Here is a 20235-nt window from a genome sequence, read left to right as displayed (position 1 = left end):
ATTTGACTAACAACGAATTACCACGTTTTATAAGCCCCTGCTAGTGCTTCCGTGCCCAACTAGCACGTTTTATAAGCAAAACTCCGGCGAGCCAAATCCAGTAAAAAGCCCTTTTTGCCTATTCAGAGTCACTAAGCGGCTTCCAGGATGAAGTCGGCGGGAATGCCCAGGCGCTTGTAGAGGCGCTTGGCCAGGTCCAAGTTGATACGCCGGCCCTGCAGCACGTCACTCAGGCGCGAGGCGGGGATTTCAAGTAGCGCAGCCAAGTTTTTCTTGTTGAGCTTGCGCCGGTACATCTCCAGCTCCAGCCGACCCACCAGGGTCTGGGGCTCGGGCAATTCGTAGCCCTGAGCCTTTTCGTAGGCGCTGATGGCGTCGCGCAGCGCCAGCATGGGCGCCAGGTCGGCGGGTTCGTTATCCATCCAGGCCGTGAACTGGTCCAGGGCCTGCTGGTAATCGGCGGGGGTGCGAATATCCATGGGAATCAGCTTATAAAACGTGAGAGAAACAACGGGTACTCAAATGGTGTCGGCGTCAATTTTATCGTACTGCTGGTGGGTGCCGACAAAGCGGATGAACACGGTGCGGGTGGCGAAGTGCAGCCGCGCCACCAAGCGGTAGTTGTTGCCCCGGATGTTGAACACGTAGCGCCCGTCCCGGGTGTACTCGGCCGTGTTGTAGTCCCGCACCACGTCCGCGTGCCGCGCCCAGTCGCTTTCCTGCACGAAGGCGTACCAGGCACTCAGCGCTTCTCTCGCATCGGGGTGCTTTTCCCAAAATTCCCGCAGCGGCTTCTGGGAAATGATGACCATTCCCCAAAGGTACTGCTCAGAATCCTGAAATTGATAATTTCCTCCTAAAATATGTAATTACTAATTTTAGAAATCTGCTCATCAAGCATGAGTGTCCTCCCCCACTGCCCAAGCCAAGTGGTGTCTGATGGGGCAGGCTGTGAGCAGGATACCCATCGTAACTATTGGTTGTTGTAAGTTTTCCCTGAAGCCAGGAACCCGCGGCTTTAGCTTATTGGTGCTGCAGAAGCGCCGCGCTTAGTCGGTCTCTCATGACACTCACCGACGCTGGCTGTGTTCTGGCGAATTAAGCACGGCAGCCGGCTCGTTCACTTCTAAGTTTGGGCGCTCATTCAACCCACCGCTTGCCCATGACCCCACGCCCTGTTTTCTGCCTCTTTTGCCAGGTTGCCCCGCTGCTATTGTGGGTGATGCTGGCGGTAAGCACCGCTGATGGGCAGCCATTGCCCCGAGGCAAGGCGCTGGCCCGTCGCCCCCCAACAGGAGTGACTTACACGCTGCAGGGGCAACTCGCGCACCCGGTTCCCAACTACCGCGTGTACCTGACCGACGCCCGTGGCGGGCAGCTGCGGCGGCTTGACTCGGTGGCGGTGGCCGCCGACGGCTCCTTTGCCCTGCGCGGCCGCGTGCCCGAGCCGGCCGTGTACTTCCTCACGGCGCCCGGGCAAACCGAATCGTTGCCGGTGCCGCTCACCCCCGGGGCCCGCTTGCGCGTGCTGGCCGACGCGGCCCAACTCGGAGCCACGGGCCAGGTGAGCGGCACTCCGGACGCGGCCGTGCTGCAGCAGTTGCTGGAGGCGCAGCGCCAGCGCCAGCGCCAGCGCCAGCGCCAGCGTACCACCGCCGAGTTGATTCGCGTGCAGGACTGGGCCCCGGCCAAGTGGGAAGGCGCCGGGGCCACCCTGGCCCCGGCCACCCTGGCCCCGGCCACCCTGGCCCCGGCCACCCTGGCCCCGGCCACCCGGCAGCTGGTGCGGCAGCACCCGGCGTCGGCCGTGGCGCCGTACGCCCTGCAGAGCCTGGCGGGTCCGCCCGAGAACGAATCCTTCGTGGATTCGATGACCACCGCCCTGGCCCGGCGCCAGCCGGATTCCCGCTACGTGCGCGCCCTGCTGGCCCGCCGCACGGCGCTGGGGGCCACCGCCGCCGGCCAACTGGCCCCCGAAATCCGCTTAACCGACGCGACCGGGAGGCCGGTGGCCTTGTCCTCGCTGCGGGGGCGCTACGTACTGGTCGATTTCTGGGCTTCCTGGTGCCGGCCCTGTCGCGCCGAAAACCCGGACCTGGTCAAGCTCTACGAGCAATACCACCCCGCCGGCCTGGAAGTGTACGGCGTGTCCGTGGACGAGCAGCCCACTGCCTGGACCCGGGCCGTGGCCGCCGACCGTCTGCCGTGGGTTAACGTGCGCGCCCCGGGCGGGATGAACGACGCTGTGGCGCAGGCCTACGCCGCGCAGGCCATCCCGCTCACGTTGCTGCTCGACCCCGAAGGCCGCATCCTGGCACGCAACCTGCGTGGCGAGGCCCTGGCCGCGAAAGTAGCTACCTTGTTGCGTGCTGCCCGCCCCTGACCCTTTGCTGCGCCCGCTCGGGCCCCTGCCGCCCGCTGCCGCGGAGCTGGCGCCGGCTTTCCGCCTTTCGGGCCGGGGCCTGGCCGGCATGGCGGCGTTCTACGCGGTGTTCGGCGCCTTCTACGCCGCCACCATTGCCTACGCCGTGCGCGACTTCCAGCCCGGGGCCCTGCCCGGCTACCTGGGCCGGGTGCTGCTGCTCGACTACCCGCTCAAGGCCCTGTGGACCCTGCCCGTGTGGTGGCTCCTGTTTCGGGGCCCGCTGCGGCAAGTGCGGCGCCCGTGGCGGCTGCTTTCGCACGCCATGCTCGCCCCGGCCTGGGTGAGCGCCTGGGTGCTGAGCTACTACGCCGCGCTGCACGCCCTGGGCCTGGGGTCTATTGGCGGCAACGGCCGCGTCTGGGACCTGTACATCCCCGTGCTGTTCTACGGCGTCCAGTTTGGGGTGCTGCACGCGCTGGAGTTCACTGACCAGCTGCGCTGGCAAAGCGGCCGCGAGCGGACGCTGCGCGAGCAGGTGCACGCCAGCACGGTGGCGGCGCTCAAGGCTCAAATTAACCCGCACTTTCTATTTAATACGCTCAACTCCATCAGCGCCTCCGTGCCGCCGGAGCTGGAAGCCACCCGCGAGTTGGTGGCGCGGCTGGCCCACACCTTCCGCTACGTGCTGCAGGCCTCCCGCCACGAAGAGTTGCCGCTGGGCGAAGAAATCAGCTTTTTGCGCGCCTACCTGGACCTGGAGCACGCCCGTTTCGGCGAGCGGCTGCGGGTGTCGCTGGACGTGGCCCCGGAGCTGCTGGGGGTGCGCGTGCCGCCCATGCTGCTGCAGCCGCTGGTCGAAAACGCCGTCCGGCACGGGCTCAGTCCGGCCGTGGCCGGCGGCCGGGTGGCGGTGGACGTGCGCCCGGCGGGGCCGGCGGCGCTGCGCGTGAGCGTCACCGACACCGGCCTGGGCCTGCGGGGCCGCGCGCCAGCCGAGCTGCTGGCCACCGCTCCCGGCGTGGGCCTGCGCAACACCCACGCCCGCCTGCTGGCCGCGGGCAGCCGCGGGTTGGAAATCAGCGAGCACGCGCCCCACGGCGTGCGCGTATCGTTTGTGCTGCCCGTCGCGGCAGGGCTGCCCGCGCCCACTGATGCCACCCTAGCCGCCTTTCCCGCATGAGGGCCCTGCTCATCGACGACGAGGCCCCGGCCCGCACCATCGTGCGCCAGTACCTGGCCGACTTTCCGCAGGTCGCGCTCGTGGGCGAGTGCGCCGACGGGCCGGCCGCGGTCGAGGCCATCGGGCGGCTGCAGCCCGACCTGCTGTTTTTAGACATCCAGCTGCCGGGCCTGACGGGCTTTGAGGTGCTGGCCCAACTGGAACAGGTGCCCCGGGTGGTGTTCTCCACGGCCTACGACCAGTACGCCCTGGCCGCGTTCGAAGCCGGAGCCGTCGACTACCTGCTCAAACCCTACGACCGCGCCCGCTTCCGCCAGGTCATGGCCCGGGCCCTGGCCCCGCCCGCGCAGCTGCAGCACCTGCTGGAGCAGCTCACGGCCCGGCCCGCTGAATCCGTGTACCCCACGCGCCTGTTCGTGCCGCAGGGCCCGCGCCTGGTGGCCGTGGCCGTGGCCGACATCCAGTTCGTGGAGGCCGCCGGCGACTACGCCACCCTGCACACCGCCGGCGGGCAGTACCTGAGCAACCTGGGCATCTCCCAGCTGGCCCAGCGACTCGACCCGCGCCAGTTCCTGCGCATCCACCGCTCCTGCCTGGTAGCGCTGGACGCGGTACGCGAGCTGGAGCGCGACGGCTCCGGCGGGTACTACGCCACGCTGGTCGGTGGGCGCACGGTGCGCGTGAGCCGGACTTATGCCGAAGCCTTGCGCCCGTTGCTCGGTTAGCGTCACCCCGGTGCCCCTTATCGCTAAGAATAGCAGGTGCGTTTTTGAAGGTCTGCCCCAGTAACGACGATGTTACGACAGGCAATGACCTGTAGCACAGATACGTCTGCCACCCCGATTGTGGCTGGCGAGAGTCCTTGCTTACAGGCGCCAGAGATTGAAGGTGGCCAAATCCCCTTTGACTGTTTCCTGCCGGGCTACCGTGGGCCGTGCGGGGTCCACGACCCGCTGGCCGTCCACGTAAAAGCAGTATTTCAGCTCCTTGCGGTCCGTCTTCAACGACATCCGCCAACCGGTCGGGGTTTTCTGCAGGAAGCGAAGGAAGTTGTAGTTGCCCTTGATTTCCACGGCCACGGCCCGGGCGTTGACGTGCCCGGGCAACTCAATCACGGCGGTGGCTTGCTCGTTGCCCAGCAGGTTGGCCAGCAGGGCGTCGGTTTTCCAGCTGGGTTTGCCCACCGCCCGCAGCACCCGGATGGCTTCCGCGGAGTTACCCTGGCTGGCCAGCACCTCGGCTTTGGTGAACTGTACCTCCGTGACGTCGAGTTTGGGGTTGACAGCCAGCACCCGTTCCCAGAGGGGAAACACCACGCCGGCGGTGGCAAAGTCCTTTTCCACGTAAAACGCGTCGAGGAAGGCCAGGCGCAGCAAGGACTCCTGTTGGGCGGGCGAATAGGCCCCGCCTTGCAGAAAGCGTTCCACGGGGCCGGCACGGCGGTGCTTTTTCAGCACGCTCGCCAGGCGCACGCTGGCGTTGCCGGGAAACTGCGACGTCAGCAGCATACTGCGCCGGCCTTGTTGGAGCAGGGTGTGAATGTTGGTCTTCCACGGCGTAGCATACTCTTCGGCCAGGTAAAACCACATGTCCCCCGTGGCCAGGTTGTGGAGGTTGGTGTAGACGGTGGTCGTGAACTCGCGCCAGGAAGTGGCGGCGGCAATCTTGACCAGGTTGGACTGGCTGATGCCGCCATCGGCCAGGGCCTGCTGCGCCAGCGGGTAGCGCCAGCAGCCCTGTTTGCCGGGGCCGGCGTCGCACACGTTGAAGTTGGTGGTGGTCAGCGGCCGGGTGCTGCGCACGATGGTGTCCGGGGCGACGACGGCCAGGTTGCCCTGCTTGTCGGCCAGGTGAATCTGCACGTCGCCCATGTCGGGCAGGTAGTACGTGTCCCACAGGGCCAGAAACTCGGGCACGGACTTGCACCGCTCCAGCAGGTAGACCAGCATGGAACCGTGGGGAAAGGGCTTTTTGCCGCGGCTCAGCTTGTACGTCTGCGGGGGCAGGGCGTTGATGTCAAAGAATACCCCGGCTTCGTTGACGCCGCCCTGGACCCCGCTGTCGGGCGAGCCGTAGGTAAGCGTCAGATAGCCGAGCTTCCCGGAGTCCGTTGCCGGCAGGACGTTGACGTAGGTCGAGTAGGTATGAAAGAAGTCCTCGTTGTTCATCGCCCACGTCTGCCCCTGGCGGTCCGTGCCGGACACGATGGTGCAGGCGGTGCCCGAAACGTGGGAGAAAAGCAAAAGCAAACAAATCAGGGCGTTTTTCATGGCAAGCTGGCGAGCAGGTTATACTTTGGGGATAGCGAGCACCGGCTCCGTTGAGCTGCCAGCACGCCACGCGGGACAGAAGTGCGCTCGGGTTGATTTGGGCGCACCGGTTCCAGGAGTACCGGCCACCCCAGCCATTCGTTACAGGAGAGAGAAGGTATTTCAAGCAGGCCAGGAAGACCTGCGTGTTCAGTAACCGACTTTCATTGTGCTACATTCCATTCGGGTAGTCCAAGTAAACAATCAACCATTATCCCCTCCCCCACCGCCCAAAACAAAAAGCAGCCTCCGAAGAGGCTGCTTTGGCGACCGAAAGTCCCTCCCCTACTTGGTCGGCAGCTTGCCCGTTTTGCGCAAGTAGGCATCGTAATGCCGGTGGGCCGCTTCCAGGTAATTTTTAATCGTGGTGGGCGTGTCGGGTCCGGGAACTGCTAAGAGCAAGCTCATCTTAATCTCCTGTACCATAGATTTGGCAATCTGAACCGTGTGCAGCGGCACTTCGGCTTCCGGAGCGAGCGCTGCCGCCGTGGCGGGCTTGCGGCCCCGGGAAGAGGCCTTAACGGGGGCCGCAGCCGGCGCGGCAACTGGGGCAGCAGCCGGCTCAGAGGCAGCGGCGACCGGAGCGGGCGCGGGCGCTGGGGCTGGTGCCAGGGACGCGATGGGCTCCACGGCCGCCGGGGGCGAGGTGGCCGTGCGGGTGGCCTCCCCTCCCATGCCGGCGCGGGCCTGCTGGCGGGCCTCTTCGGGCACTTCGATGCGGCGGCGCGGGGTGATTTGTGGTTTCTCGAAGCCCATTACTTAGCGGAGGTTGAAGCGGTGGATACAGGTGTAGCAGCTGAGCTGCGGCGGTCAGGCAGTCCCAGGCGCTCGATGAGCTCCTCGCAGATGCGGCGGATTTCGTCGGAGGTGTCCTTGGTGCCGCCGGCGTAGCGGGCCCAGGCCGGGTTGAGCAGGCTGTAGAGCGTGGAGGCCCGGGTGTAGGCCTTGCGGTGGCCCAGGGAGGAGTTGAAGCGCGAGAGGCCCAGTCCGTCGATGTAGTCGTCCATCTCCTTTTCCTCCCGCTGCCCCGCCACGCGCTTGGTGGGCAGGCCGTAGTACTGGAAGTCAATCTGGGCATCGTCGGCGGCTTTCTTGATGGCCTCCAGAATGGTCATAAACTCGGCCGTGGAGGCGCGGTCCAGGTAATCCGATACCAGGGGCACAATCACCGCGTCGCAGGCCGTCAGGGCATTGAAAACGTCGTCGCCATCGGCCCGGCCCGGCACGTCGATGATAATCAGGTCGTAGTTGTGCTCGGGGTTGTCGATGAAGTCGAAAATCCGGTTGAGCTGCCAGGGGTAGACGTCGTAGGGGTACTGAGCGTCGGGGTTGGCCTCGCGCAGCTTGGCGAAGTTGGCGGCGTCCACCTGCTCGCGGGTCTTGACGATGCTCTGCTGGTAGTCGCAGTCCAGGACGGCGATGCGCAGGCCGTACTCGGTCGCCAGCGGGGCGGCGAGCACGAGGGCCAGAGTGGATTTGCCGGAGCCCCCCTTCTGGGTGGCAAAGCTGATAACCTTGGACATGGTCGGGGCAGGGTTGAGGTCGTGGGCGAAAGGTGCCGTTCACGCGGCCCGCGCAACGACAAGCCAAAAGTAATAGAAAAGCAGAAACGCAAAACAGCAGAACCGCTTTTTTGCTGAAAAGCAGAAATGTTGTTTAACACAAAGGCAGAATAACAAATCAGTCAATCTGTAATAAAATAGATTTACAGAACAACAGAAGAATAAGATTGCAGAATTGCAGAAGTACGGTTCTGTTGATTTTCATTTCTACGGATGTTGACGGCTAAACTTTAGTTACCGTGCCGAAGCTGCAGAACAACAGAAATGCAGAACTGCAGAATGGGGGCAGGAATTGCGGCTAGTCGGAAGCGTAACAACAGAACTGTAGAATAACAGAACACTGGGGTATGAACCCACTGGTGCAACTCCGCGACCCTAATGAAACAACAGAAAAGCAGAATTGCAGAACTGTTGATGCGAAGTGCATTTACTGCTCTATTGATAATCCTGATGGGTTTTACAGGCGAAAGGCAGCTGAGCCAGGGCAAACCGACTTGGCAGGAGTGGGGGTACAGACCAGTAGGAGGGTTTATTGAACGTCCCTGACACTAGCGTGAGTAAATCAATTAAGCCAAGCCAATAGAACGGCCAAACACTATCGGCACAGACTCCGTACTAGCTTTTAACTAACTTTTTGCTAATCGTAGAATAGTCTTAGCAAGAAGAACAACCCAATCATAGCGCTAACGCGCTAGTCTTGAGTGTTTTATAAATCAGCAGAGCTGATTTGTGGGCCATGCGGGGCTAAGTAGCTGATTTGAAGTGCTAAAACTGGCCCACCAGCCGCTGAATGGAACGAACTAACATGAGCACGGAGCTACGCAAACGGGTGACCCTGGACAACAACGCCCACCGGAAAGGGGAGGCGGCCGCGGCCGAAGTGGGGACCAGTCTGGGGGTGTACGCCAGCGCGGCCGTGGGATACTTCGCCGCCCGGGGCCTGGACCCGCGCGAAACCGAGGCCCGCGAGGGGCAGCTCATCATGCAGCAGATAAAGAAGCTCGGCGACCGGGTCTTTGGGTTTCTGCAGGAGCAGGAGCGCACCCTGCTCACGGCCATGCTGGAGGAAATGCTGCGCTCCCGCATCACGCTGGAGCGGGTGCTGCGCCTAAATGAAATCCTGGTGGGCAACCTGAATGCGCAGCTCGAAACGCTCAGCGAAGCCCAGCTGCAACTGCAGCAGCAGGCGCTCAAAGTGCTGCGCCAGCGCAACGAGGAAGCGGTGGAAAAGCAGGTAAAGGAGGCCCTGGAATCAGCCCAGAAGAACGGGCCGGGCAAGCGCAGTAAGCCGGTGGAAGCGGCGGCAGGGCAGGGGCAGTAGGGAGAAAAAGCAACCTAACCAACGCTTAAACTACTACTTGACCACCCATGTACGTCAAACTTATTAATCCCAAAACGCATGGCAAGGCCGCCTATACCAACAACGGCAGCTGCGCGCAGACCCTGCAATATCTGCAGCACGAGGCGGTGGGGGAGGGGCAGGAAGCCGCCTTTTTCAGCGCCGAATCCGACCAGGTGAACGCCGCGCAATTGCGGCAGGCCATTGACACCAACGTCAAGGGACTGCGGGCCACGGAGGCCAAGTTCTACTCCCTGGTGCTCAGTCCGAGCGAGCAGGAGCTGGCCCACATCGGCAGCGACCCGGACAAGCTCAAGGCCTACACCCGGCAGGTGATGGACCAGTACGCCCAAAACTTTCAGCTGACGGGCGGCCGCGAACTCAGCAGCCGGGACCTGGTCTGGGGCGCCATCCTGCACGAGGACCGCACCCACCGGGGCACCGACCCGGAGGTGGTAGCCGGCAGGGCCAAAGCAGGGGAGAAGCGGGCCGGCGCCCAGGCGCACGTGCACGTCATTGTCAGCGCCCGCGACGCGCAGCAGCAACTGACCCTGAACCCCGGCGGGCGCCGGCAGCGATTTGACTTGATGCGCTGGCAGACGGCCGCCGGCCGGCAGTTTGAGCGGCAGTTCGGCTACGTGGCCCAGGCCCACGAGAAGCTGCGCCCGCGCGCCAGCCGCGAGCGGGATGCGAGCTACGACGCCGGCCGGCTGACCAAGATTGCGGAGCGGGTCGAACGCATCAACCTGCTGGTGCCCCGGGAGCAGCACCTGAATACAGAGAAGGTGCAGGGCATCGCCCGGACCCGGCAGTTTGACAAGACGTTTTACCGGATGCTGAACCGGGTGGAGGAGCGGGCCCGCGACGGCTGCCCCATCGACAACGCGCTGCAGCTGCTGGCCACCGGCCGGGAGCAGGCGCCCACCCCGCAGCGCCAGGCGGCCACGGCCCTGCAAGCGGTGCAGCACCTTGTACGCCGTGCCCAGGCAAGCCAGGATGAGCACACCGAGCAGGTGGCGGAAAAGCCGGGGCGCCGCCGCGCCGAACTGGACATGGAAATGTAGGCCACCCACCCTTATCAATCTTATAGACTACCTAATGAATAGTCAAGCACCCCGGCCCGCGGCCAACACTCAAAATATCGCGCTGCTCCTGGGACTGCTCTTGCTGGGCTTACTGGCCGGGGAGTGGTACGTGTTTCAGCACCCGGCCGAGCTGGCTGCGGCCCGCGCCGCCCAAAGCCAGAAACGCAGGGAGCCGGTATTAACGCCCAAACAGCGCCTGGCCGCGCGCCTGGTAGTCATCAACCAGCAGCGGGCCGAAGCCCGGCGCCGGCGGTTGCAGCGGCAGGCCGCGCCGGTACTTGGAGAGTCGGCCGCCGGGGTAGCCACTAGCACCAGCCGCGCTGGCGACCAGGTTGTGAGTAGGGGAGGGGCCGCTGCCCTGAGCGTGGCCAACGCCGGGCAGGGGTTTAAAGGCAAGCTGCTGGTGAAAGCCGGCCGATTCTATGAAGCTGCCGGCCTGGGGCTGCGGGGGCTGCTGCTGCTGCTGGCCTTCGGACTGGTATTCGTGCAGGCGGCACCCGAGCGCAAACCCGGGCAGGCCCGGCGCAAGCCCCTGCCGCCCCAGGCTGTGCGCGTCGTGATGGCCAGCTGCGGCGGGCTGTTTCTGCTCAGCGCCTACGTGCTGCTGACCATGCCTTCCTACGCGCCCGGCTGTATCCGGGCCGGCTATCCGGTGGCGGCCACGCTGGCGCTGGCCAGCGGCTTTGTGGTGGGCATGCTGCGGGCCCTGACCAAAAGCCCGGACTTCGGGCTGAGCGTGGAGCGTAGGAAAATGGAAACCCCGGACGGGTTTAACCTGCCCACGGAAGGGGGCGGTTGGGTGAACGTACCCAACCCTTACCGGGGCGTGCTGGTGCTCGGCGGGGCCGGGGCCGGCAAGACCTACTCCATCGGGGAGCCGGTCATTGAGCAGCTGGCGGCCAAGAATTTTGCCGGGCTCATCTACGACTTCAAATTTCCGGTGCTGGCCGAAACGGCCCAGAAGGCCCTGGAGCTGGCCGGCCGCCGGCAGACCCCGCCGCGTCTATTGCCCAACGGGGAGCCCGAGCCCGCGGTGGTCTTTCACGTCATCAACTTCCGCGACCTGGAGCGCAGCGAGCGGGTCAACCCGCTACGGGCGGCGGACATGCCGGTAGTGGCGTTTGCCGAGGAGTACTCCCGGGCCATCATCAACAACTTAAACCCGGCCAGCATCCGCAAGATGGAGTTCTTCGACATCAGCGCGGTGGCTTACCTGACGGGCATCATCTGGTTTTACAAAAAGCACTTCCCGGCCTACTGCACCATTCCCCACGTGGTGGCCACGGCCGTGCACAAAGACTTCAAGCACGTGCTCTCGATGCTGGAAACCGACCCGGAGTGCGCCGGCATGGTGCGTAGCATCATCACGGCCGTTGAGCAGCGGGCCGAGAAGCAGGTGGCCGCCGTCGTGGGCACGCTGCAGGTGATTCTGAACCGGATTAACTCCCCGGAAATCGTCTGGGTGCTCACGCCGGACGAGGAAGCAGGGGAGGGGTTCTCGCTTAACCTGAACGACCCGAAAGCGCCGGCCCTGCTGTGCATTGGCAACGACCCTACGCTGAAGGAAACCTTCTCGCCGGTGGTCAGCTGCATCATTACGGTGGCCATCAAGCTCATGAACCAACAGCACAAGCACCGCAGCTACGTGTTCCTCGACGAGGCCGCCACGGTGTACGTGCCGGGGCTGGAGCTGCTGCCGGCCACGGCCCGCAGCAACAAGGTCGCCACCATTTACATGACCCAGGACCTGGCGCAGATGACCGACGCCTATGGCCCTGAAAAGATGAAGGTTATGGTCAGCAACCTCAACAACCAGTTTTTCGGCAAGGTCAACTCGCTCGACACGGCCAAGTTCATCTCCGAGCTCGTGGGCCGCGAGGACAAGCAGATGCACAGCACCAGCACCGGCAAAAGCCAGGGCGGGGGGCACGGCAGCCACAGCTCGAACCTGAGCACCAGCTATCAGGAGCGCAACCTGGTGCGGGTGCAGGACGCCATCGGCCTGCAGCAGGGCGAGTTTATCGCGCAGACCGTGGAAACACAGCAAACCTTCTTTCAGGGCGTCATCTCCCGCACCGATGCCACGCCGGAGCGGTTCCCGCTGCACCCGGTGGCCTCCTTCGGCACCGAGGAGGAAGATAGCGCCGCCACGCTGTCCGAGGTCGTGCAGGAGAACTACCGGCGGGTCAGCCAGCAGGTAAAAGAAACCCTGGCCTTGCATGTAAACACCTTAGCCGGAGGCACAAAGAATGAGGTGCATTAGCCTCAAAAACCCCTTTCAAAGACACGTTCAGGCCGTTTTTACTGTTGAGTAAGTACCCAGCACCTACACCCCAAGCCCTATGATGAAGTCTTTTTTCACGCCCGCCCCGGCCGGCCTGAACCCCGAGCAGCTCACTGCCCGCCAGGAGCGCGAGCGCCACGCCAACAACTCCATCGCCATCCTGATGAGCAACGGCCCCGCGCCCAGCCCGGAGGCCCTGGCCATCATGCAGCGGCACGTGGACGGCGAGATAAGCATCGAGGAGGCCATCGAGCTGACCGATGCCATGCTGCTGGCCCGCTACCGGCCGGGAGGCGACTCCGCTGCTTCTGAGCCTAACCCCGCGCGCTGATGGTAAGGGGCGACCGATTCAGCGACGAGAACGGGGTACGGCTCAACCGGCTGGGCATTACCGACCCCCAGCAGCTGGCCCAGGCCGAAACTGACTCCTCGCTGCTGCGCCTGCAGCGGCTCAATGTGCAGGGCGGCATCCCCGGCGGGCGCTACGACCACGCCCATCTCAAGCTGGTCCACCAGAAGCTCTTTGAAGGCGTCTACCAGTGGGCCGGTGAAACCCGGGCTGACCGGGAGTTTCAGGGGCACAAACCCACGTACGTCACCGGCTTCAAGGAAACGATGACCTACGCGCCCTACAAAGAGATTGAGGTGCGACTGAACGCCATTGGTGAGCAGCTGGGCAAGGAGAATTACCTGAAGGGGCTATCGGAAGAGAAGTTTGCTGAGCGGGCGGCCTACTATCTTGACCAGTACAACCACACCCACGCTTTTCGGGACGGCAATGGGCGCACGCTGCAGGCCACGTTTGTGCAGCTGGGTAAGGAAGCCGGCTATCAGGTCGACTTCGGCCGCATTGACCCGGCCACGCTCAACCGGGCCCGCGACCTGGCGATGGTGCGCCCGCACGCGCCCCAAGAAGCGGAGAAGAACTTGCAGGCGCTGAAAGCCATGTTTGAGCAGGTAATCAGCCCGGCGCCGGGCCTTGAAGCGGAGAAGCTCCGCGACCCGACCCAGGCTCGGCCCCTGGCGGCCTTATCCCCGCAGATGCAAGCCATGGATGCCCGGCGCGAGCTGGAGGTAACGGGCTACCGGGTGATGGACATTGTGGCCAATATGCCCGGGGTCGGTAATTATGAGAAGGGAGTAGCAGTGGGGAAGGGGGTGGAAGCAACGAATCTGAACCCAGTGGCTATTCAGACCCACCTGGGACAGTTTCAGCAGGCAGCGGAGACGATTATCAAGCATCCGGCATTGCAGGGACCCGATGCCCGGCAGGACCAGACGGATGCTAAGCGCTTTCGGGCAGCGACGGAGCAGGTCCAGGCGTTGGCGGTAAAGGAAGCAGGAGTGAAGTTGCCGACTCAACTTAAAACCCATGAGGTGGCACAAGCCATTTTTCAACAGGCAGCTAGCCATGTAGCCCAAAGCCTTCGTGAGCACGGGAAGGTGCTGGACGCGGCACGGCTGCAGGAAGTTGCCCAGCACGTTGAACGCACGCCCTTCATTGGCGGATTGAACCGGAAGAACGTCGGCAAGTCAATTGAAGCAGCAGATGAGATTCCGGCACTAAATGGCAGCCAATACTTGGACGAATTGAAAAGCGAGACGGGAGTTTTGGTGAAAGCGCCCGAGATTCAGAATTCCATTGGTGCCGCTGTACGTCGCGATGCCGGGCACGGAGTTGAACGATAACCAAGGCTCATGGGCATTCATTCTCTGCTGTGTCTTCTCCCGGGATAAAAATCAGTAGGTAAATTAGTACCGACAATCCTGAATTATCGGTACTAATCTATTTTATGCTAATTTGGGGTGAAATCTGGTCGTCACTCCTTATTTATATAGGTGCATGGAAAATTCGTTGTCGCTTCCCGTCCTCGTGCCCACCCGCAACCACTCGCTGGTTGAGCTGCCGTCTTCGGTAGCCAAGTATGTCGAGGCCGGATTGCACGGCGCCGAGAATACCAAGCGCGGCTACGCGGCGGACTTGCGCAGCTTCCAGGATTACTGCGCGCATCATCAGGTGACGCACTTGCCGGCTGAAGTCACGACGGTCGCCGGCTACGTATCGCAGATGGCGGACCGGAGCATGAAGCTGGCGACCATTCGGCGACACGTGGCGGCCATTGCTAAGCTGCACCAATTGGCGGGACAGCCGTCGCCGACCGGTCACGAGGCCCTACAGGTTGTGCTCGATGGTATTGCCCGGGTCGTGGGCAAGCGGCAGCGCCAGGCGCCCGCTTTTAGCGTGGCGGAGTTGAAGCAAGCTATTCGGGCAATGGATGTGAGCACCCCGACGGGATTACGGGACCGGGCGTTGTTGTTGTTGGGCTTTGCTGGGGCCTTTCGTCGCTCGGAGCTGGTGGCCCTGAACGTGGAGGACGTGGAGCTTACTCGGCAAGCATTGGTGATTCATTTGCGCCAGAGCAAAACTAACCAGTATGGACTCGAGGAAGACAAAGCAGTATTTTACTCGCCCAGTGCGGATTTCTGTCCGGTGCGGGCCATCCAGGAATGGATTGAGTGTCTCGAGCGAACCAGCGGTCCTTTATTTACCCGCATGAGCCGCGGGACTAAGGAACGACCGGCTCAACCCAGCCAACATCGGTTAACGGATCAGAGTGTAAATGATTTAGTGCAACGGCATTTAGGCGCAATGTATTCTGCGCATTCTTTGCGCGCCTCATTTGTAACCATTGCGGTAGAAGCTGGGCAATCCAATAAGGCAATAAAAAACCAGACCAAGCAAAAAACAGATGCTATGATTGAACGGTATGCTCGTCTAGATGATGTAAAAAGATTTAACGCAGCTCAATATTTAGGGTTGTAAGATTGCATACATCTTATCATATTTACGAAATATTGTATTAGCCAATATTTTCCAGTATTGAGCATCATACTACACACCAAACTCAAAACAGAAAAATGAAATCTCAGCTTAATATTGATAACTATAACTCCATTAAGGGGTATTTGCTTAATTCTAAAGCTTTGCAAAAAGATATAAGCGCGATAAAAAGGAGAATAAGATTAGATCAAGTGCCTGAAATTGTTAAATTTATATATTCAGTAAAGAAAATTAATGCGAATATATATGACCCATTTCCCTCTAACGTTTCTTTGCTAACGGTAAGTGCTCCATTAGCCACAGTTGATCTAGAGAAAGAGTTGCTATGGACAGCTTCATATCTCAAATGTCATTATCAAAAGCTAAATATATTTATAAACTTATCCGAGAGTTTTAATAAACATATATTGCATGGAAATTATGATGAGTGCGAACATATTTTAAATGAAATTGAACAACATTTTGGGTATTCATATTGGTACATTAAAAATAAAATTGCTTTTCTACAGGCTTCAAAAGGGTTAGAGCCACAAAAGAGCTTTTCGGCTTATGTTAGACTTAAATCAAATCGCAATAGTGCAACGTACTTGTTTGCACACTATATCAGCTATAGAAATGAGCCAAGCACTTCGTATTTTGCTCATAGAAAATATGTGGAGGATATATTACAAAAGAATATTAGGGACAGTCTATTGCACCCTTTCTTCAAATACCACTTTGCTGCGAACCACATTCTAGGAGCAGCTGATCTAAGTATATTGCTTAATGTTTCTAATTCTGTTTCAGTAATTGATAGCTATGAAGCTTTAATGTACGCTGTTAAATCAATAATAGCTTCATTTAACTCTAATTTATCTTTAGATATTCCCTATGAATTAAAGTCAAAAACGCTTCCAAATTTATTATCTGATTTGGCCAGCGTTGTTAAATCATCAGCATTAGATATATTAAATAATAAATTATTTGAGGATAAACAACAATTATTGCCAAGCCAAATTGCTTATATACATAATCAATTTGACTTGGCGATAAATTTCGCTAAGTCAGAGTTTTATGAAAATGCAAATAACATAGGGTCTCTGGTTACAGTGTCCAGAATATTAGAGCGTCCTAATGCCCCAGTGGACTTAATCAACTCTATATTTCCAAAAAAAGGTATTGCTTTAGAGATTATAAAAAGGTTATCGTCATTACTAAAAGTTGATGATGATTTTGAAAACTCTTTAATTTATCTTCTTAACTTGACTGTAAATTATTATACATATGCATGGGCAGATGGATTGTTAGGATATATAGTAAATATAATTTCTAATGAAACAACAGATGAAGATATTTATCTTGCGCATTATGGCGCTACTGCTTTGCAGACTGAAGACCTCTATAGATTTTGGTTTTTTTTGAAGCCAAAATCAAAAAAAGACTTTTACAATAATATTGCTAATAATAAATTTATTAATATTCAAAATTCTTTAGATACTTTGTTGCGACAGAAAAATGACCAAACTTCCCAAGTTGATATAAATGAATTAACTTTTGCAAATACTTTAAAGTCATTTGTTAGCAACAAAAATTCTATAGGACTTACGCTTTGCCATAGATTACTAGAATCTGAGGATGGATTCATAAAATACTCGGCAATGCGAATGTATTGCCAGTTATTGCTTCGTAGTAAAAAATTCGATGAGTGCATAGATTTCGTTGTAACTAAATACATTGATAATAACAGAGTATTAGCATTTCTACCGATAGAGAAGATAGTAAAGGAATTAGAGGCAATTAAGTTCACTACTTCTGATCCATTGTCTCAATCGATTTTATTGGATATTTATAAACTAATTAGCGATAACAGGCTTGAAAGACGAAAAAAGTATGCTTACGAAGACTTTCTTAAATCAAATGGGGTTAAAAGAGCATCTGAACTCAACGATTCTCTCGATGAATATCCAATTAATAAAATAATATATTTTTTAAAAGAAATATGCAACGAAAACATGTTCAGTAAATCAATCGCATTTAGAAGCTCACAAGAAGTGGTTCGCGAACGCCTACTTGTTTGCAAATTATTAATTCAGTGTGATCCAAGCAACACAGAAGTGTATCAAAATGAAATAAAAGATATTCAAAGAAAAATAATGATACGTAAACGTGTTAAAGAAATTGAAAAAAGCAAAATATACGTAAATTCCAATCAGCTAAAATTAGTTGTTAGCAAACAAATAAAGGACAAATTTGCTAGATATATATCATTAATAAAGGAAGGTATAGATTCTGAATATTTTGCCAATATAGAAACGAAGATGCGAGATACATATAGTAAGCTGCCTAAGGACTTAGATGGCGCAAGCTTCAGTGAATCAATATTATCTCTTGATCTTCCAGAAAACGAAACTTATGCCTTGTTTGAATCAATGATCGTTGATTTGCGAGATTTATTTGTTTCTAATACAGAATACGGCCTTGATGGATATTTAAGCACAAGAATTAGACATGGAACTTTATCAAGCCAAACAAGGAGCGTTCTTGAATTAAATAATCTTATAACACAACGAGTTAAATCTACTAATGGATTCGTGTACCAGAATAATGATTATTGGCCCAACGAACTTAGTATTAATGATTCTGTTGTTATTTTACAAATGGAAAAAACCCTTTCTGAATTTTCACAAACATTTGATTCTTTATTAGAAAAGATATTAGGCGAGTGGGTTCAAATTAAGAAGGGGCCAGATGACAAGGGCATGTTTAATTTTTCTTTAGGTAAACAAGGTATGATTATTCTGTCAAGTGAAGTGACAGCAAATACTAGCTTTGATGATTTCCTCGAAGCAATATTTAAACAGTTTTACTTGGTGCTTGAAGATGCCTTAGATAAGTTCAGAGAAAGAATTTCATCTGAAATAAAGCCATCAATTAATGACATGTTTGATCATTTATTAAAACAAGTAAATTCAATTTCAAATATCCCCAACATAGCTGTATTGAATACCGCTATTAGTCGCACACGTTCAGAAGTGCAAGTCGCAATCGATAGGGTTACTGAGTGGTTCAGGCTTTCTAAAGAATTTGCAAATGAGCCTTTTACTGTGGACGATTCTATAAATATAAGCATTGATAGTATTACAACTTTATACCCAGATTTTAAAGCAAACCTTGATGTTGCTGAAGAAGTAACTTGCTTGTTCGTAAATGGCCAGTATTTGGCTAATTATGTTGATATATTCTTCATTATATTTGAGAATATAATAAAGCATTCAGGCTATTATGGACAATCAAAGGCTGATATATTTATATTTATCAAAAACAATAATATTGTTGTTAACATCGAAAATGCAATTGCCAGTCTCGAGCTTTCCATAAAATCAAAACGCAAGCTTAACCAAATAAAGGATTATATTGATAAGAATATATCACAAGAGTATGTTAATCTTGAAGGCGGATCCGGGTTTTTTAAAATACAAAAGATATTACAGTACGATATTGCTGATGATATCAATAATGGTATACCATATTTTTCATTTGGCGCTGATTCACAAAAGTTTTTTGTGCAAATAAACTTTCCATTCGACAGCAAGCAGTTTGTAAAGCATGAAGATATTGATCGTTGAAGATGACGAACTAAAGAGAGAACAAATTGCTCTTTTTCTTAATAACAGTATTAGTAATCCTATTGTAGATTTTGCTAAGTCTATGAATAGTGGTATACGCGCTATTATGGACAAAAAATTTGATCTCGTAATTCTCGATATGTCAATGCCAACATTTGATGTTGACATTGATGAAAATGGTGGCAATCCACAGTATTATGGGGGTAGTGAAATATTGTATGAAATGGAAAGAATATCCATCGATACGCCAGTAATTATTGTGACGCAATTCGATAAATTTGGCGAAAAAAATAATGAATTAACACTTTCTGAACTTGATCACCAACTTAAAGAAGATGGACTTTCGAATTACAAAGGCGCTGTTTATTATAACAACGCTTTAGATGATTGGAAAGACAATTTGACAAAAATGCTAAATGAAATATCAAATGCTTAAAATTCTTCTAGTTGAAGACAACCCTGCTAAAATGCAGAAAATAACTAATGCCCTTGTAACATGCGGCGTTGATATAGCAAATATAATTCATGCTTCTAGCACTTTAGCGGCATTAGCTGAGATGCAAAAACAAGCATACGACGTCTTATTATTGGATATGATGATTCCAACCCGTATAGATGAGGAATCAAATCCAGATGGGGGTATTGATTTGTTAGCAGAAATTACAGATAGAGATAATTATCTTGCACCTAGATACGTAATAGGTATAACTCAGCACTCGGAGTTATTTGAAAAAAATAGTGAAAAGTTTTTCAATAAGAACTTTTCATCTATTTACTATGATGAATTCGGCTACCAGTGGAAGGACCAATTAATTGAGCGAATAAATCAAATTCTCGCTGCTTCAAGCGCAACAGGTCAACAATCGGAGCATAAAACGCTTGCATGCATAATATGTGCTTTGGATACAATTGAGTTGCAAAGCGTGCTGAATAATGGTTGGCTGTGGGAAGGAATTAATTTACCTCATGATGATACCCAATACTATAAAACAGTATTAACTGATCGCTCTGGAAATAGGAAAGAAATTCATTTAGCTGCATGTGCTAGAATGGGAATGCCTGCCGCGGCTGCTTTATCTATGAAAATGATTCAGCATTTTCGTCCCATCTACATAATTATGTGCGGCATCATGGCTGCTATACGTGGAAAAGCTAATTATGGAGATGTTATAGTTCCGGAAATGCTTTGGGATTATGGTAGTGGTAAAATCACTTTGTCCGAAGATACTAGGGCGCCTGTTTTTTTGCAGGAGCCTTATCAAATATATTTAGATCCGACGTTGAAATCTTACGTAAATAGAATAAAATTAGACGAACAATTATTATTTGAAATTAAACGGGATTTCAAGTTTACTAAACCTTCTGATTCTCTTTCTATGCATATTGGACCAGTAGCATCTGGTGCTGCTGTTTTGGCAGATGGAGACAGCATTAAGCGTGTTCAAGAGCAGCATAGAAAACTAATTGGGATTGAGATGGAAGCATATGCTGTTTTCTTAGCAGCTCAAGAGAGCATACATCCAAAACCTAAATCGATCTGCATTAAATCAGTTGTTGACTTTGCCGATGAAAATAAAGATGATAGATATCATAATTATGCGGCTTACACTAGCTCAGCAATTGCGCGAGAACTTATAGAAAAGCATCTTATGTAACCCTGCAGT

General features: G+C 55.1%; 17 protein-coding genes. 12 read left to right on the top strand and 5 right to left on the bottom strand.

Features of this window, described 5'->3' with window-relative positions:
• Positions 1-131 precede the first annotated feature (131 nt).
• Both H8B14_RS18465 and H8B14_RS18460 read right to left on the bottom strand, forming a co-directional pair.
• A complete protein-coding gene (locus tag H8B14_RS18465; protein WP_187317155.1) occupies positions 132-479 on the bottom strand; it encodes a hypothetical protein in 348 nt (115 codons plus the stop codon).
• 39 nt (positions 480-518) lie between these two features.
• Complete coding sequence (locus H8B14_RS18460) at positions 519-812, bottom strand: type II toxin-antitoxin system HigB family toxin (RefSeq protein WP_187317154.1); 294 nt, start codon at positions 810-812, stop codon at positions 519-521.
• Between the two features lie 350 nt (positions 813-1162).
• Between H8B14_RS18460 and H8B14_RS18455 the strand changes: the two genes are divergently transcribed.
• The 3 genes from H8B14_RS18455 to H8B14_RS18445 are packed head-to-tail and all read left to right on the top strand — an operon-like array spanning position 1163 to position 4270.
• Positions 1163-2383: a TlpA disulfide reductase family protein gene (locus H8B14_RS18455; RefSeq protein ID WP_187317153.1), complete on the top strand. Its 1221-nt coding sequence runs from the start codon at positions 1163-1165 to the stop codon at positions 2381-2383.
• The gene (locus H8B14_RS18450; RefSeq protein WP_187317152.1) at positions 2367-3545 is read left to right on the top strand and encodes a sensor histidine kinase; all 1179 of its coding nucleotides are present in this window, start codon (positions 2367-2369) and stop codon (positions 3543-3545) included. The genes H8B14_RS18455 and H8B14_RS18450 overlap by 17 nt, the downstream gene beginning before the upstream one ends.
• A complete protein-coding gene (locus H8B14_RS18445; RefSeq protein WP_187317151.1) occupies positions 3542-4270 on the top strand; it encodes a LytR/AlgR family response regulator transcription factor in 729 nt (242 codons plus the stop codon). Before H8B14_RS18450 ends, H8B14_RS18445 begins: the two co-directional genes overlap by 4 nt.
• A 141-nt stretch (positions 4271-4411) precedes the next feature.
• Here the strand turns inward: H8B14_RS18445 and H8B14_RS18440 are convergent, their stop codons facing one another.
• The 3 genes from H8B14_RS18440 to H8B14_RS18430 form a co-directional block, all read right to left on the bottom strand.
• Positions 4412-5815 (bottom strand): carcinine hydrolase/isopenicillin-N N-acyltransferase family protein, encoded by a 1404-nt coding sequence (locus H8B14_RS18440; RefSeq protein WP_187317150.1) that lies wholly within the window; start codon positions 5813-5815, stop codon positions 4412-4414.
• Positions 5816-6139: 324 nt separating this feature from the next.
• On the bottom strand, positions 6140-6610 hold the full coding sequence (locus tag H8B14_RS18435) for a hypothetical protein (RefSeq protein WP_187317149.1): 471 nt from the start codon (positions 6608-6610) through the stop codon (positions 6140-6142).
• Positions 6610-7377, bottom strand: coding sequence for a ParA family protein (locus H8B14_RS18430; protein WP_187317148.1), 768 nt, complete (start codon positions 7375-7377; stop codon positions 6610-6612). Before H8B14_RS18430 ends, H8B14_RS18435 begins: the two co-directional genes overlap by 1 nt.
• 829 nt (positions 7378-8206) lie before the next feature.
• Between H8B14_RS18430 and H8B14_RS18425 the strand changes: the two genes are divergently transcribed.
• The 9 genes from H8B14_RS18425 (at position 8207) to H8B14_RS18385 (ending at position 20226) form a co-directional block, all read left to right on the top strand.
• The gene (locus H8B14_RS18425) at positions 8207-8737 is read left to right on the top strand and encodes a BfmA/BtgA family mobilization protein (RefSeq protein ID WP_187317147.1); all 531 of its coding nucleotides are present in this window, start codon (positions 8207-8209) and stop codon (positions 8735-8737) included.
• Between the two features lie 47 nt (positions 8738-8784).
• Positions 8785-9819 carry a DUF5712 family protein gene (locus tag H8B14_RS18420; RefSeq protein ID WP_187317146.1) on the top strand — a complete coding sequence of 345 codons (1035 nt, stop codon included), beginning with the start codon at positions 8785-8787 and terminating at the stop codon, positions 9817-9819.
• Between the two features lie 34 nt (positions 9820-9853).
• Positions 9854-12103, top strand: a complete 2250-nt coding sequence (locus H8B14_RS18415) for a type IV secretory system conjugative DNA transfer family protein (protein ID WP_187317145.1) — start codon at positions 9854-9856, stop codon at positions 12101-12103.
• Between the two features lie 79 nt (positions 12104-12182).
• Entirely contained in the window at positions 12183-12455 is a 273-nt protein-coding gene (locus tag H8B14_RS18410; RefSeq protein WP_187317144.1) for an antitoxin VbhA family protein, read from the top strand.
• A complete protein-coding gene (locus tag H8B14_RS18405) occupies positions 12455-13813 on the top strand; it encodes a Fic/DOC family protein (protein WP_187317143.1) in 1359 nt (452 codons plus the stop codon). Before H8B14_RS18410 ends, H8B14_RS18405 begins: the two co-directional genes overlap by 1 nt.
• Before the next feature lie 154 nt (positions 13814-13967).
• On the top strand, positions 13968-14948 hold the full coding sequence (locus H8B14_RS18400; RefSeq protein ID WP_187317142.1) for a tyrosine-type recombinase/integrase: 981 nt from the start codon (positions 13968-13970) through the stop codon (positions 14946-14948).
• A 95-nt stretch (positions 14949-15043) separates the two neighbouring features.
• Positions 15044-18571, top strand: coding sequence for a hypothetical protein (locus H8B14_RS18395; RefSeq protein WP_187317141.1), 3528 nt, complete (start codon positions 15044-15046; stop codon positions 18569-18571).
• A complete protein-coding gene (locus H8B14_RS18390; protein WP_187317140.1) occupies positions 18552-19007 on the top strand; it encodes a response regulator in 456 nt (151 codons plus the stop codon). The genes H8B14_RS18395 and H8B14_RS18390 overlap by 20 nt, the downstream gene beginning before the upstream one ends.
• Complete coding sequence (locus H8B14_RS18385) at positions 19000-20226, top strand: phosphorylase family protein (RefSeq protein WP_187317139.1); 1227 nt, start codon at positions 19000-19002, stop codon at positions 20224-20226. Before H8B14_RS18390 ends, H8B14_RS18385 begins: the two co-directional genes overlap by 8 nt.
• The last annotated feature ends 9 nt before the right edge of the window (positions 20227-20235 follow it).

The sequence above is a fragment of the Hymenobacter puniceus genome (assembly GCF_014333525.1).
GTDB lineage: Bacteria > Bacteroidota > Bacteroidia > Cytophagales > Hymenobacteraceae > Hymenobacter.
Note: the sequence above shows the minus strand (reverse complement) of the source record. Positions and strands in the feature narration are given on the sequence as shown.

Coding starts and splice junctions, on each gene's coding strand:
- H8B14_RS18430 (WP_187317148.1), bottom strand. CDS start 7,377: ATGTCCAAGGTTATCAGCTTTGCCACCCAGAAGGGGGGCTCCGGCAAA.
- H8B14_RS18465 (WP_187317155.1), bottom strand. CDS start 479: ATGGATATTCGCACCCCCGCCGATTACCAGCAGGCCCTGGACCAGTTC.
- H8B14_RS18435 (WP_187317149.1), bottom strand. CDS start 6,610: ATGGGCTTCGAGAAACCACAAATCACCCCGCGCCGCCGCATCGAAGTG.
- H8B14_RS18385 (WP_187317139.1), top strand. CDS start 19,000: ATGCTTAAAATTCTTCTAGTTGAAGACAACCCTGCTAAAATGCAGAAA.
- H8B14_RS18390 (WP_187317140.1), top strand. CDS start 18,552: ATGAAGATATTGATCGTTGAAGATGACGAACTAAAGAGAGAACAAATT.
- H8B14_RS18405 (WP_187317143.1), top strand. CDS start 12,455: ATGGTAAGGGGCGACCGATTCAGCGACGAGAACGGGGTACGGCTCAAC.
- H8B14_RS18445 (WP_187317151.1), top strand. CDS start 3,542: ATGAGGGCCCTGCTCATCGACGACGAGGCCCCGGCCCGCACCATCGTG.
- H8B14_RS18395 (WP_187317141.1), top strand. CDS start 15,044: ATGAAATCTCAGCTTAATATTGATAACTATAACTCCATTAAGGGGTAT.
- H8B14_RS18400 (WP_187317142.1), top strand. CDS start 13,968: ATGGAAAATTCGTTGTCGCTTCCCGTCCTCGTGCCCACCCGCAACCAC.
- H8B14_RS18440 (WP_187317150.1), bottom strand. CDS start 5,815: ATGAAAAACGCCCTGATTTGTTTGCTTTTGCTTTTCTCCCACGTTTCG.
- H8B14_RS18410 (WP_187317144.1), top strand. CDS start 12,183: ATGATGAAGTCTTTTTTCACGCCCGCCCCGGCCGGCCTGAACCCCGAG.
- H8B14_RS18425 (WP_187317147.1), top strand. CDS start 8,207: ATGGAACGAACTAACATGAGCACGGAGCTACGCAAACGGGTGACCCTG.
- H8B14_RS18420 (WP_187317146.1), top strand. CDS start 8,785: ATGTACGTCAAACTTATTAATCCCAAAACGCATGGCAAGGCCGCCTAT.
- H8B14_RS18415 (WP_187317145.1), top strand. CDS start 9,854: ATGAATAGTCAAGCACCCCGGCCCGCGGCCAACACTCAAAATATCGCG.
- H8B14_RS18460 (WP_187317154.1), bottom strand. CDS start 812: ATGGTCATCATTTCCCAGAAGCCGCTGCGGGAATTTTGGGAAAAGCAC.
- H8B14_RS18455 (WP_187317153.1), top strand. CDS start 1,163: ATGACCCCACGCCCTGTTTTCTGCCTCTTTTGCCAGGTTGCCCCGCTG.